The sequence below is a fragment of the Rathayibacter sp. VKM Ac-2879 genome (genome assembly GCF_015351245.1).
GTDB lineage: Bacteria > Actinomycetota > Actinomycetes > Actinomycetales > Microbacteriaceae > Rathayibacter.
The window spans coordinates 167,750-180,223 of record NZ_JADKSO010000001.1 but is presented as its reverse complement, the minus strand read 5'-3'; the positions used below and the strand labels follow the sequence as shown (position 1 = coordinate 180,223).

The following is a 12,474-nucleotide window of genomic DNA, read 5'->3' as shown; positions in this document are numbered from 1 at the left end:
CGTCGCCGTTCACCGGGGCTCGCAGGCACGGCCGAGGAACTCCCGGATCGACAGGGTCTCGGACGTGCCATCGCGGATGCCTCCGACGATGACCTCGCCAACCGAGAGCGTGTCGAACTGTTCGGCTCGGAAGACGACGGGCCGCGAGAGCACCGAGCGATTCGTCGTATAGGGGGCGAGCGAGTAGTCCACGCCCAGGCCGAACTGCTCGATCTCGGTGTCGGCGGGCCACCGCGTGGGGCCGGCGAGATCAGTCTCCCCGAGATCGGTCACCGGATCGGGTGAGACCCACCGGGTGATATGCCGCAGGCGGTCACCGATCGGCAGCGGAGCCGTATCGGCGGCCGAGAGGTCGAGCCCGTCCACGACTCCCGAGCACACCGCAACCACGCCCATGACCTCGGCCCGCTGACCGCCGCGCCCGATCCCGACAGTGGCCTCCGTCACGGCGTCGGCGGCGCAGCCCGAGAGGATCAGCGCGGAGAGCGAGGCGATCACGATCCCACCGCTCGCGATGACGAAGCGATTCCGCGCCCGGCCGTCTCCGGTCACGCTACGGCACGGGCGGCATGGCCAGCGCGAGGGCGGCGAGGGCCTGGGGGAGGGACGGAGCCCCCTCCGCGCGGAACACGACATCCCCGTTCCCTCGGCGAACCACGACAGTCGGCGTCATGCGGATGCCCGCAGCCTCCGCGTCGACCGGTCGGAATGCGACATCGAGTTCGCGGATCTCGACGGACGGCACGAGTTCGGCCACCCGCTCGAGTACGGATCGCGCCGCGTGGCAGGCGCCGCAGAAGGCGGAGGTGTAGAGCTCGACGATCACAGCGGAGTCACCGTCCGGACGAGGAGCGGACTCGCGCTGAAGTGTCATCGGAGGAGCCATGCCTCGTTCATCGTGAGCGCCGCGTCGACGAGCTCGACGCGCTCGAGCTCCTCCACCTCGGCGAGCGGAAACCACGCGGCAGCATCGGTGGATCCGTCGAGCTCGTGAGTGAGCTGACCACCGACCACGTGCGCGCGGTAGACGACGCGGATCGCGTGAAGCGGACCCGCGTCGGGATCGCTCCGCCGATGCGCCGGAATCACGTGGGAGTCGACTCCGATGAGGGCATCGAGCTCGGCGTCGTAACCCGTCTCCTCGAAGATCTCGCGAATCGCTGCATCGGCGGGCGCCTCGCCCCGATCGATGCCCCCACCGGGGAGGGTCCACGCGGCCCACGGTCCTTGACTCCAGTGCGCAAGCAGCACGCGGTCGCCGTCGATGATGACGCCGTAGGCGGCGACCCGGATGTCCACCGCAGCAGCCTAGCTGGCCCGGTGTCGCGGGGACACGCCGAAGGGCCGGACCCGGTAAGGGCCCGACCCTTCGATCAGAGCGTCAGGAGGCGAGTGCGTCAGGAGGCGGTCGATGCCGCGTTCTGCGCGGCGCTCTCCGGCTCATCCTCGGCGACCCACAGCTCGTCGTCGGCGCGGAACGTCTGCCATACGGCGTAGCCGATGCCGCCGACGGCCACGAGCGCGGCGCCGATCGCGAAAACGGTGCCCGCCGTGTTCTTCTTTTTCGGGGGAGTGGTGAGTTCCTCCCAGCGTGCCTTCGATATCTCGGCGAGCTTGGCGCGGTTCTTCGAGTCCTTCGCGGCCTCGAACGCGGCAGCCGCCGTGCCGCCCAGCGCGAGCACCGTCGGCAACACCTTCTTGGCGTAGGCGTCGCGGGCGGAGGAGTAGCCACCCTCGACCGCGGACACGCCGCTGTCGTACACCGGCTTCACGCGCGAGCGATACGTGTCCTTGACGAGCGGCACGACCTCTTTCTTGGCGTACTTCGTCGCGTGGCGGCGGCTCTTCTCGAGAACGGAGGCGGCATGCGCCAGAACCTCCTGCTGCTCGCTCCAGACCGCCTCGGCGTTCTTGCGGAGACGCTTGAGATCCTTCTTGTGCTTACGTGACAGACCCACTTGGTCCTCCATCGGCTACGAGCAGCGAACTCCTCAATACTGCCACTCATCGATCGGGGTCCGCATCGCGCACCCAGCGCATTGACACGCGGTGTTGCGGAGCCCACCATGCGCGCTGTGCGAGAATCCCCGCATGCCTTTGCACACCGCAGTCGCGACGTTCCATACCAACAAGGGCGACATCGTCGTCAACCTCTACGGGAACCACGCTCCCAAGACGGTCCGCAACTTCGTCGGTCTCGCGACCGGCGAGATCGAGTGGACGCATCCGGCCACCGGTGCGAAGACCACGGAGCCGCTCTACGACGGCACGGTCTTCCACCGTGTCATCCCGGACTTCATGCTCCAGGGCGGCGACCCGCTCGGTCAGGGCATCGGGGGACCGGGCTACCAGTTCGACGACGAGATCAACCCCGAGCTCGACTTCACGCAGCCCTACATCCTCGCGATGGCCAACGCCGGCAAGCAGGCCGGTCGGGGGACGAACGGCTCGCAGTTCTTCATCACCGTCGCGCCGACCACCTGGCTTCAGGGCAAGCACACCATCTTCGGCGCGGTCGCCGACGACGAGTCCAAGAAGCTCGTGCAGACGCTCTCGACGGTCCCGACCGATGGGCGCGACAAGCCGCTCGATGACGTCGTGATCGAGAGCGTCGAGATCACCGAGGCCTGATCGCCTCGTCCACCACTCACTCGAGGGCCGGGTCCGTGAGGGCCCGGCCCTCGTTCTCACCGGAGGCACGCCCGTGACCCAGGTCCCGCCCAGCAGCGCGTACTCCTGCTATCGCCACCCCGATCGGCAGAGTTTCGTGCGCTGCCAGCGGTGCGGACGCACCATCTGCGGCGAGTGTCAAACGCAGGCTCCGGTCGGCGTGATCTGCCCCGACGACATGGCACAGCAGCGGGCCACCGCCCCGAGGACGCGCAGCCCGCTCGTTAGTCGCGTGCGCGCGATGACGCGCGCCGACCAGCCGACAGTGACGTACGCGATCATTGCGCTCTGCGTCTTCATGTGGGTGCTCGAGATCCTGCCCGTGGTCGGGAACATCGTGCTGTCCGAGCTCTTGTACGCACCGGCCTACACTCTCCCCGGTTTCGGTGCGGGATTCGAGCCGTGGCGGATGCTCACCTCGGTGTTCCTCCACAGCACCTCTCTCTTCGTCGTGATCCCGTTCCATCTCGCGCTCAACATGTACACGCTGTGGGTGTTCGGGATGGTGCTCGAGCGGATGCTCGGGCGGGGACGCTACCTGGCGCTCTTCCTGCTCAGCGGCTTCGCGGGCTCGGTCGGCGTGCTGCTGCTCGCTGACCCGCTGACCTCCGTGATCGGCGCCTCCGGTGCGATCTTCGGTCTGATGGGTGCGTACCTCGTGATCATCCGCCACTTGGGTGGACAGGCCTCGCAACTGCTGGTCCTGGTGGGCTTGAACCTGGTGATCGGCTTCCTCCCAGGGATGAACGTCGCCTGGCAGGCGCACGTCGGCGGTCTCGTGGCGGGAGCCCTCATCGGCTTCGTCTACACCAAGACGCGCCAGCTCTCGCAGCGGAGGACGCAGAACCTCCTCATTGGTCTGGTCGGGGTGGGTCTTGTCGCTCTCACGGCCGGGGCATACGTCCTGGGCTGACCCGCGGAAGCCGTGCAGGCGTCGTGCGGGGCGCTCCCAGCGGTCCTCCCGCCGTCTGGGGAGGAAGTTATCCACAGAGTTGTTAACACTGGGGAGAACTACGTCCGTGTGATTCTCCTGGGGCCCCGCCCTGCCGCGGACGGTATCTCTGTGGACCGCGTCCTGTCGTCACTCGGAGGCGGACCGCCGAGACCACCGGGCTCAGCGGCCTCGAGTGCCTGTCTGTGACAGCTTGATTCGAGACCGTTGTGACGGCTTGATCTGAGCCCACCTGGCGACTCGCCGGGTAGGTGTGACGGTTTCATTCGAGCCCATTTCACCGTTGTCCTCACCTGGCCTGGAGCCAGCGGCGGAGGGCACAGGGCTGAGGGCTCGGGTGGAGTTGTTCGCACAGATCCGGCGGGATGCGCGGGTGGAGGGCGCATCGATTCGGGCATTGGCTGCCCGGTATGGCGTGGTTCGGACGGCGTTGTCGCAGGCGGAACCGCCGCCGCGGAAAACCCCGGTGCGGGTGTCGCCGCGGCTGGAGGAGTTCAAGGCTGCGATCGATGCGATGCTGCTGGAGGACGTGGACGCGCCGGTGAAGCAGCGGCACACGGCTCGTCGGGTTCTCGCCCGTCTTGTCGATGAGCACGGTGTTGACGCCCTGTCGTATTCCACGGTCTGGGACTACGTGCGGTTGCGCCGGCCGGAGATCGATCAGCGCCGCCGAGCGCACGTGTTCGTGCCGCAGGAACACGCTCCGGGCACGGAGGCGGAGGTCGATTTCGGGGAGGTCTATGTCGTCCTCGCCGGGGTGAAAACGAAGTGCTACATGTTCGCGCTACGCCTCTCCAGCTCCGGGCGGGCCGTTCACCGGATCTATCCGACGCAGGCGCAAGAAGCGTTCCTGGAGGGCACGTTGACGTGTTCGAGGAGATCGGCGGGATCCCGACACGGCACATCCGTTACGACAATCTGACGTCCGCGGTCACCGAGGTCCTCTACGGCACGCACCGACGCCGAACCGAGAACGAGCGTTGGGTGCTATTCCGCTCGCACTACGGGTTTGACGCGTTCTACCGCCAACCCGGCATCGACGGCGCACACGAGAAGGGCGGCATCGAGGGCGATATCGGCCGTTTCCGCCGTCAGCATCTGCTTCCGATGCCGGTCGCCGATTCGCTCGCGGAGTTGAACGAGCGGGTGAAGAAGTGGGACATCGCGGATGAAAGCCGACGGATCGGTTCCCGGCTACGCAGCGTGAACGAGGGCGAGTTCGTGCGCCGGATGCGCCAAGAAGGGCTGCTGGTGCGCCCGCGGTTCGCGGTCGGACGTAACGACGTCGTGCAGGGCTACAGTGTGGCGCTGCGTCCCGAGAAGGACGAGCCCGTGCGCTGGCACGGCGGCGGCACTCTCGCCCGCGACCTCACCCTCCCGCGGCTGCGCGAGGGCTGGTCGGATGATCCCGCGAAGGCGTCGGAGGCTGCGGGGGAGTGGCGTGCGACGTCCAAGAATCCGTGGCGGTACGAGCCCGTCAAGCCGGGCCGTGAGGTCACCGCGCCCTCGCCGGAGCTGTTCGAGTCGTATGCGGCGGACATGAGCCGGCTGCACGACTACATCAACTCGGTGGACCCCTCCGATCGGGCGACGTGGGCGCACGTCGCCCGTGAAACCGCGGGCGCCTATGCGGCATGGTCGCGGCGGATGGAACCGACGCCCGGGCCGCTCGCGGATGCCGCGCGATCGCTCGCCCGGTCGGCGCACCTGCGCGCGGACGAGTCCCGGCCCCGGCCCGCGGGGGGATGCCCTCCAGCGCATCGTCCACCGCGCTGATCCTCGCGATGGCTGGGATGAGGAACACCGCCGCCGCTGAGCTGCTGCTGTTTCGTCAGCTCGCTGTCACGAGCCGGGCGATCATGCGCCCTCACAAGGCTGCTGGAGATGCACGACGATCGGCCGAGCTCGCGTCGACGCTCACCCGACAGCTGTCGCAGGTTCGCGACGGCTACCAAGGAGTCTTCGGGATGCAGCGGGCGGCGGAGAACGAGCAGAAGTGGCAGGCGCTCCCCGAGGAGCTGAAAGACATCCGCCGGCTCTCCGAGGCCAACTTCGGAATGGGTAGCCCCGTCCCGAACACGCTCACTCCGCGGGAGAAGGAGAGCGAGGAAGCAACGCTCGCGAAGCGTGCTCGAGAGCTGCGCGATGGGCCCGGTCAGGACCGCGGCGACCGCGGCCGCTAGACGATTCACGAAGCACAGGGGGAGGAAGTCATGAGTGACGATGAGGTCGGCCAGCAGGTCGGTCAGAACGTTCGGATCGCGTTGACGATCGCGATGCAGATGGGGGAGAAGTTCGCTCGACTGCGCGCGGAGATGGCTCGCGATGCGCAGGCGCGCGAGCTGTCGGCTCGGTTCGACGCCGAGCGCAGCGCTGCACGAGCGAGTGGAGTAATCGGCGGTTTACACGCGGAACCCCTGGTGGGCGCGCTGGACATGGTAGTAAAGAAAGCTTCTATCTCGTCCGTACACATCCGCCCCGTTGTAGCCAGTCAAAGTATTCATGACTTGACTCGGCGTAAGCTTCCGCAACTCAGTGTGAGCAAGCGACGTTCGATTTGTGGCCTCTTGCATCATCACGTATAGAGCAGTCGTAATATTGAAGGCCTCATCCGAAGCGAGTTTTTGCCATATTTCCCACAGGTCTTGCCACTTCGTTGCGTCGTAAGCCCGATCTAACAGGAGACTCTTCGATCGAGCCCAGTTCCTCGCGGAGATCGCTGTGCGTGCGAAGATTTGGCAGGCTCCAGTGGAGGAATCGTCCTTGAGAGCTGGGGGTTGTGGTGCTCTCCCTTCCTTCCACGCATAATAAGCGCGAACTGCGGTGTCGGCCACAGGGTCGGCCGGGTTGATTACAGATCCCTCCCAGATCATCGGGGTCAAGATCAGCGCTTTGTAGACCTTGTGTGACGACGCTAGTGCGGTGATCAGTGCGTCGTGGTTCGCTATCCTGGCTTTCAGTGCCGCCCTATTCGAGGCCATAATGATTCGCTGCGGCGGCTCATCCGCCCATGTGAGGCAGTGCTGGTAGCACGACTCGGCGAAGGCATCCATTTTTGCTGAAGGAACTAGCGGATCATTGCCGAGATTCGTTTCCGCTGCTAGGACACTCACGCCAGACGCGCGAGATGAGACAATGTTTTTGTCGATTTCAATCGCGTTCGGTGAGGTGCCCACGGTCAAGGTCTGCACTTGATCGAAGAACCAGTTTGTGGGCATCGTTTGGCCAAGGTTTCCGCTATAGCCAGTCGACATATCTGATACAAAACTTGCGACGGCGATTCCGGCATCACTGACCCGCTTGCACACGTTGCGCGGCCCGTATACTCCGATGCGGAAGGCTCGACCGAAGGTGCTCAAGTATGTCTTCACAGCTTGGAAATAAGGGATGATATTATCCGTGACTTCCCAGTCGTACGCATCGTAGTCAACCGTGAAGTAGATGATCGTGTTTGCCGGGATCCTGTAAGCAATAGCAGCTGCGGCGGCCTCCTCCGCAACTTGTGCACCCCGAATGGAAGTGAAGTGAGACGGTACTGCTCCCCCGGTCTGAAAGATGGGGAACAATTTGCCGCCGGCGGCAATAATTGCAGCCGGTTCGCCGTATCGTAATGCTTTATCCGGTTCGCGGTCAGGCGTATTCGTGAGATAGCGACCAAAGTACTGATAACCAGCCGCCCTGAGAGTAGACAGTTTTCCAGCATCAAGAGCTGTGACGCAGTCCGATCCTGTTCCCGGCCGATCCGGGTCTCCGGTACTTACGAGTAACGCCGACCAGGTTTGAAGGTTCGCGGTTCCCGTAACGCTAAGACCAACGAATGCTTGGAAGGAGTTGACCATCGTGGCCGTCGCAGAACTGTAGGTACCCGACCACGTTGAGTTATAACCATTTACCTTGAGCATCAAGTGGAAGAGGCGAACAAATATTTTCGTAGAATCGACGGACCCAACTGTCAGATTCGCCTTCGTCTGGAGACCCGAGCGAGTTCCAGGCCCGAAATTCCCATTCGCGACTCCGTCGACCATGTCCAGTTCATATTGAATGGCGAAGAGGACAGCTTTGTGTGTGTCGCGAAGGAAGACTCCGTCTGCGCCAACAAAAAAGAAGTCTCTTCGCAACTGGTATCGGCCGTTCATGGCCCGCTGTCCGTCACGAACTACCGTATTCCCGTTGGACAACAGAGTAGTTGCCTCCATTGTAAGAAGGAACTTGAAGAGCTTCGGAGGAAGGTCCGACGACGTCGACCCGAGGCCCAAGTCATTTCGCAGGGCACTCATTGCGGACCGTGTTGTGGTACCCCATAGGCCGGAGAGACTGCCATTATCGGAGTTATATCCTTTGCAGTACAGCGCCCCCTGAGCAATTTTGACAATATTGGAAGGTGTTCCAGGCGTCGGCTTCGAGGCGGATATCGTGCCGAAGGCGGTCAACGCGGCGAGAGTGCTATCCCCAAAGTTGTCTGACAGGTTTGAAAGGCCGAGTTCGTGCTGGAGGGCGCGAGTAAGAGCATAGATGGTGTCCCAGCCCGTGCGCCCGTCGACCGCCAGCGAGGCGAAACCAGGCTTCGATTCGTAGGTGTCTTTATACCACTGCTGCGTTGCTTCAATCCACGGATCACCCATTACAGCTCCTTTGGTGTTTCATTTAGTTTTATGAAAAGTTGGTTATGCACTTGGTGCGGCGACGTACGTGCTCTCCTGGGAGCCGGCTCTAGTCACGGGGTAGACAGAGTCGCGTCCTGACTGCCGTCTTCCAACTGCGTTTGGAGTGGGTTGTACGACCAGACGAGGCACGAACGTGGAGAACGCTACGGGCATTGAGTCAGAAAGCTGAACCGGGCTTACGAGGTCGAGTCGGGCGTCAGGCTCAAGTGCTGTGAGCGTTCGTATGGTCACGTCGCGGGTACCTTCACCAGTGCTGGTCTCGATGTTGACCAGCTCAGGCAGGCTTTGTTGTGGCGAGTCGTCGGCATTCGAACTTGGCTGGGACGCATCAGCTTCGAGAGAACTTTCCGCTGATGAAAGTTCACCTTTGCTGGTATCCAGGAGCGCTAGTTCGCCTCCAACGTCCGAGTACTTGAGCGTCATTACAATCTCGGAAGGCGCGGGATTGGGACCGATGCTGACGAGATTTATAAGCGCGGGAACAACTTGGCCGAGGTGACTGATCCAGCTTACAGAAGCCTCTACACCCCAAGCGGAACAGTCGACACCGACTGCACTGTCAGCCCAGGTCCGCACGTAGCTTCCTTCGTTGTTTCGGAGTGTAAGTTCTGTAGCTTGGACGGAATCGAGGTTTTCATTCGGATAGAGGCTAATCGGAAGCGCTCGAAAGATTACTTCCGATGCGTCGTCGGGCAAGACAAAAGATGCTGAGCCGTCCAAATTCGTTTCGAATCGAAGGTCTACAACGTCATCTTCAATCCGGACAAGAGCGGGATTACGGAGATCGAAGAGTCGAGGATCCCACCTCAACTCGAGAACTTTGTTGGGTACCTGGGTGTCGAGAGGTAGTGATTTCGGGAAAGCAGCTACGTATTCCTGATTCCAATCAGACCCAAAATATCGATTAGTGGTAGTCGGGATAGACTCTGTGGGTAGTTTGGCTACGTCAGGGTTGGTAGGCACCTTCAGCAACTCTTCTGAGAGACTATACGGCGCAAAAAGAGTTGCGGCTGATAATGAAGCGCCTATAAGAACTACGCGACGCGTAGCTACCGCTTTACCCAAATTTTTCAAAGCTCCCCCAGTAATCCTTTGTTTGTTTGTTTTTTATGTACTCGTAGTAGTCATGCGCTGGCGATGGCGCACCGCCGTCCTAAATGACCGCAATCGTCAGGCCGTGTTTCACGGACTTGGTTCCACCATCCAAAAGTCCGCTGAGATATGAAGCAGTTGTCCACGTGACTCGGATGTTAGGTTGATCGTCCGCGGGTCCCATAGGTTTCCGGAGATTTGGGCCCGCGGTGTCGTACCAATTTCGCGAGACAGCTCGTCGGGATTCATTCCCTCCGGAGGCCGTACTGAAATGTTTGCCCAACATCCTCCAGATGCACAATCAGTTGTCTGGCTTACGACGGTGCTTCCGTCAGGCAGGTGGAGCGACGAGGCCGCCGGAACGTCACCTTCGATTGCGAATATGGCTAAGCCGATGAGACGAACAGCGTACCCCGTGATGATGACGAGCAGTAGCGCCAAAATGATGATGTTCGCTCGCCGTCGCCCGTGACTTTGGGACTGATTCATGATGTAGGACTCTAGCAACGGTAGGTCAGTTTGCGCCGGCGGCGGCGTAAATCATTTCGTGGCAGGCGGTCAGCTCCCGCCCGGGCGCAAGGCGTGACGATCCCCGGATCGTTCCATTTGGGCCGATGAGCAGGCATGAGGACTACTTTTAAGCGGCGAGGGCGCGCATATGTCTACGAGGCGCGAGGGTGGGCTCGGTACGCGGCCGCGGTTGGCCTGCACTGTAAGCACCGATGCCGGACCGAGAACGAGCGTTGGGTGCTATTCCGCTCGCACTACGGGTTCGACGCGTTCTACTGCCAACCCGGCATCGGCGGCGCACGATCGCCTCGAACGAGTCCGTCTCCGGCTGGACCCGCACCTTCACCGACCCCAGGCTCTGCGCCGCGATTGTTGACCGGCTCACCTTCAACGGCACCATCATCGAAACCGGCACCGACTCCTACCGCCTCGCCCACACGAAACAGCAACTCGCGACCGCCCCATCGTTACTAGCGCTGAGGCTGCGGATCGCCCCAACCGCGGACGGCATGGATGGTCGCAGATTTCGGATAGCCCGCGGATAGCGAGCGCGGTCCGATCTCGAACAGGTCCAGCATCAAAAGCGCCGGGTAGTCCGGCGCGAACCGCGAACGCTTAACGACTTTTCCGTCGCAGCCGATCACCGTTCCCTCTGGCCCCCGGACGACTGACCACGTATGAGGAAGGGACGCGTCTAGCGGGATGATGACCTCGGACATATCCGTGACAAGCGACACATCTCCGTGCGCTTTCACTCCGCACCGGACCCGCGACTGGTCGACCGCGATTGCGGTCGCGTCGATCTCAAAGATGCAGATCTCTCCGCTGTGATCCGGTGAAAGGTTCTCGGCACCGACGAGCCATGCCGCGAGCATGCAGCCCTCGTCCGTGCTTGCGCTAACTGTCACATCGACCCGACCCGACGTCGGCGCCCACAACAGTCGCTCCGGAGTCTCGGTTCGGACCAGCGGGCCATCAGGACGATGGCGGTGAGTTCCGCGCGCCGAGCCGACCGGCCCCGAGAACACACCTGTTTGAAGGTTGGACACGCGCACCGGCGCGTCTTCCTCCCTCCAGTCTCGCTGGTCCTCCTCGATCAGCAGGCGAACACCCGACGCACCCGTCAGCTCATAACGCGCCCGCGACCGTTCTGGAGTCGTCCAGTGAGGAAGATAGTCACTCACCCACGCGTCATCACGAAGCACATCCGACGCGAAATCATCATCCACGTCCGGCGATCGCGCCGGCACCTCGGGGAACACATCGACCGCTTTCGTCACGAACCGATTCTTCCCGCCACGCTTCGCCAACGGGAAGCCTGACTCGTCCGCCTCAGACCACGTGGACTCGAACCAAGCCGTCCTGGTGGTCCTAGATCGGGTTGACATTCTCAAGTGCCCACTTTCCACAGGAGTTTCCACAGGTGGGGATAATTACAGGCGTGTAGTTCCGGCGACGACCACCGTCGCGTCGAGGTCCTCGTCGCGACGCACATGGGTTGAGAAACCAGACGCGGCGAACGCGGAGGCGCTGGCCTCTGCCTGGTCATCGCTCGTCTCGATCACCACGCTGCCGCCGGGTGCGAGCCACGCCGCGGCCTCGAGGGCGATGCGGCGATGCAGATCCAGCCCGTCGACACCTCCGTCGAGAGTGAGCATCGGCTCGTGCAATCGCGCCTCGGGGGGCATCAGCGCGATCGCTGAGGTCGGCACGTAGGGCGCGTTCACGACGATGAGGTCGAGGCGGCCCCTTTCCTGCGGGGGCAGAGCGGAGAAGAGATCGCCTTCGAAGACCGTCGCGAGTTCGGAGAGAGCGATCCGGGCGCTCGCGACGGCTGTGGGGGAGAGGTCGGCTGCGAGGAGTCGCAGATGCGGGGCTTCGTGGGCGAGCGCACAGGCGATCGCGCCGGTTCCGCAGCAGAGGTCGAGGACCGTCACCGTGCTCCGGGCAGACAAGGGTGGCGCAGAGAGGAGAGAGAGGGCGGTGTCGACCACGAAGCCGGTGCGCACCCGGGGGACGAAAACGCCGGGGGTGACAGGCACGCGCAAGCCGCGGAAGGCGACCCAGCCGAGGATCTGCTCGAGCGGCTCGCCCGCCTCCCGTCGGTGCAACGCGCGCTCGAGAGCAGCCGGGTCGCTGTTGGCCTCCTCGAGAAGCTCTGCCTCCTCCTCGGCGAAGACGCACCCGGCGGCACGCAAGCGCGCCACCGACGACGAACGCCCCGCCGGCGAGCCGGACGGAGCGTCGTTCACGAGAGGAGTCAGCGCCAGCGCGTCGTCATCAGGAATCCGATGAAGGCGATGCCGAAGCCGATCAGGATGTTGAGGTTGCCGAGGTCGGGCACCGGGAGGGTGCCCTGACTGACGTAAAAGACGATGATCCAGGCCAGGCCGAGCAGCATGAAGCCGAACATCACCGGCTTGAACCAGACCGGATTCGGTGCGTTCTCGCCTGCCCGGGCTTCGTCGCGCTCGGGCTTCGGGCTCTTCGTCGCTCGTGCCATGCCGACCACTGTAGCGGGCCGTGGGCTCCGGTCGGGTGCGCCGGGGGCTGCGTCGGCCGCACGAGAAGGGCTTTAACGCCAGC

11 protein-coding genes and 2 pseudogenes are annotated in these 12,474 nt (G+C 63.2%); 5 read left to right on the top strand and 8 right to left on the bottom strand.

Going from position 1 to position 12,474, the window contains the following annotated elements:
* Positions 1-9: 9 nt before the first annotated feature.
* The 4 genes from ITJ45_RS00845 to ITJ45_RS00830 all read right to left on the bottom strand — a co-directional run bounded on the left by ITJ45_RS00845 (position 10) and on the right by ITJ45_RS00830 (position 1,958).
* Entirely contained in the window at positions 10-552 is a 543-nt protein-coding gene (locus ITJ45_RS00845; protein ID WP_194606956.1) for a hypothetical protein, read from the bottom strand.
* A 1-nt stretch (position 553) separates the two neighbouring features.
* Positions 554-874, bottom strand: coding sequence for a glutaredoxin family protein (locus ITJ45_RS00840; RefSeq protein ID WP_194606955.1), 321 nt, complete (start codon positions 872-874; stop codon positions 554-556).
* Positions 871-1,299, bottom strand: a complete 429-nt coding sequence (locus ITJ45_RS00835) for an NUDIX hydrolase (RefSeq protein ID WP_194606954.1) — start codon at positions 1,297-1,299, stop codon at positions 871-873. Before ITJ45_RS00835 ends, ITJ45_RS00840 begins: the two co-directional genes overlap by 4 nt.
* Positions 1,300-1,397: 98 nt before the next feature.
* Positions 1,398-1,958: a hypothetical protein gene (locus ITJ45_RS00830; protein WP_194606953.1), complete on the bottom strand. Its 561-nt coding sequence runs from the start codon at positions 1,956-1,958 to the stop codon at positions 1,398-1,400.
* A gap of 133 nt (positions 1,959-2,091) precedes the next feature.
* Between ITJ45_RS00830 and ITJ45_RS00825 the strand changes: the two genes are divergently transcribed.
* The 4 genes and pseudogenes from ITJ45_RS00825 (at position 2,092) to ITJ45_RS00810 (ending at position 5,805) form a co-directional block, all read left to right on the top strand.
* On the top strand, positions 2,092-2,631 hold the full coding sequence (locus ITJ45_RS00825) for a peptidylprolyl isomerase (protein ID WP_194606952.1): 540 nt from the start codon (positions 2,092-2,094) through the stop codon (positions 2,629-2,631).
* A gap of 280 nt (positions 2,632-2,911) precedes the next feature.
* Complete coding sequence (locus ITJ45_RS00820; RefSeq protein ID WP_323742802.1) at positions 2,912-3,583, top strand: rhomboid family intramembrane serine protease; 672 nt, start codon at positions 2,912-2,914, stop codon at positions 3,581-3,583.
* A 364-nt stretch (positions 3,584-3,947) separates the two neighbouring features.
* A pseudogene (istA, locus tag ITJ45_RS00815) lies at positions 3,948-4,829 on the top strand (IS21 family transposase); the annotation flags it as partial.
* A gap of 586 nt (positions 4,830-5,415) precedes the next feature.
* Entirely contained in the window at positions 5,416-5,805 is a 390-nt protein-coding gene (locus ITJ45_RS00810; protein WP_194606950.1) for a hypothetical protein, read from the top strand.
* Between the two features lie 219 nt (positions 5,806-6,024).
* Here the strand turns inward: ITJ45_RS00810 and ITJ45_RS00805 are convergent, their stop codons facing one another.
* Positions 6,025-8,244, bottom strand: a complete 2,220-nt coding sequence (locus ITJ45_RS00805; RefSeq protein WP_194606949.1) for a glycoside hydrolase domain-containing protein — start codon at positions 8,242-8,244, stop codon at positions 6,025-6,027.
* A gap of 1,946 nt (positions 8,245-10,190) precedes the next feature.
* Between ITJ45_RS00805 and ITJ45_RS00800 the strand changes: the two are divergent.
* Positions 10,191-10,346 (top strand): annotated as a pseudogene (locus tag ITJ45_RS00800) (ATP-binding protein); the annotation flags it as partial.
* A 12-nt stretch (positions 10,347-10,358) separates the two neighbouring features.
* Here the strand turns inward: ITJ45_RS00800 and ITJ45_RS00795 are convergent.
* The 3 genes from ITJ45_RS00795 to ITJ45_RS00785 form a co-directional block, all read right to left on the bottom strand.
* Positions 10,359-11,168, bottom strand: a complete 810-nt coding sequence (locus tag ITJ45_RS00795) for a hypothetical protein (RefSeq protein WP_228493393.1) — start codon at positions 11,166-11,168, stop codon at positions 10,359-10,361.
* A gap of 153 nt (positions 11,169-11,321) precedes the next feature.
* Positions 11,322-12,140: a putative protein N(5)-glutamine methyltransferase gene (locus ITJ45_RS00790; protein WP_194606948.1), complete on the bottom strand. Its 819-nt coding sequence runs from the start codon at positions 12,138-12,140 to the stop codon at positions 11,322-11,324.
* Between the two features lie 8 nt (positions 12,141-12,148).
* A complete protein-coding gene (locus ITJ45_RS00785; protein ID WP_194606947.1) occupies positions 12,149-12,391 on the bottom strand; it encodes a cell division protein CrgA in 243 nt (80 codons plus the stop codon).
* Positions 12,392-12,474: the final 83 nt, after the last annotated feature.

Bases quoted from the DNA above. Each gene is read 5' to 3' on its own strand.
- ITJ45_RS00840 (WP_194606955.1), bottom strand. From the start codon at position 874: ATGACACTTCAGCGCGAGTCCGCTCCTCGTCCGGACGGTGACTCCGCT.
- ITJ45_RS00825 (WP_194606952.1), top strand. From the start codon at position 2,092: ATGCCTTTGCACACCGCAGTCGCGACGTTCCATACCAACAAGGGCGAC.
- ITJ45_RS00820 (WP_323742802.1), top strand. From the start codon at position 2,912: ATGACGCGCGCCGACCAGCCGACAGTGACGTACGCGATCATTGCGCTC.
- ITJ45_RS00810 (WP_194606950.1), top strand. From the start codon at position 5,416: ATGAGGAACACCGCCGCCGCTGAGCTGCTGCTGTTTCGTCAGCTCGCT.
- ITJ45_RS00805 (WP_194606949.1), bottom strand. From the start codon at position 8,244: ATGGGTGATCCGTGGATTGAAGCAACGCAGCAGTGGTATAAAGACACC.
- ITJ45_RS00785 (WP_194606947.1), bottom strand. From the start codon at position 12,391: ATGGCACGAGCGACGAAGAGCCCGAAGCCCGAGCGCGACGAAGCCCGG.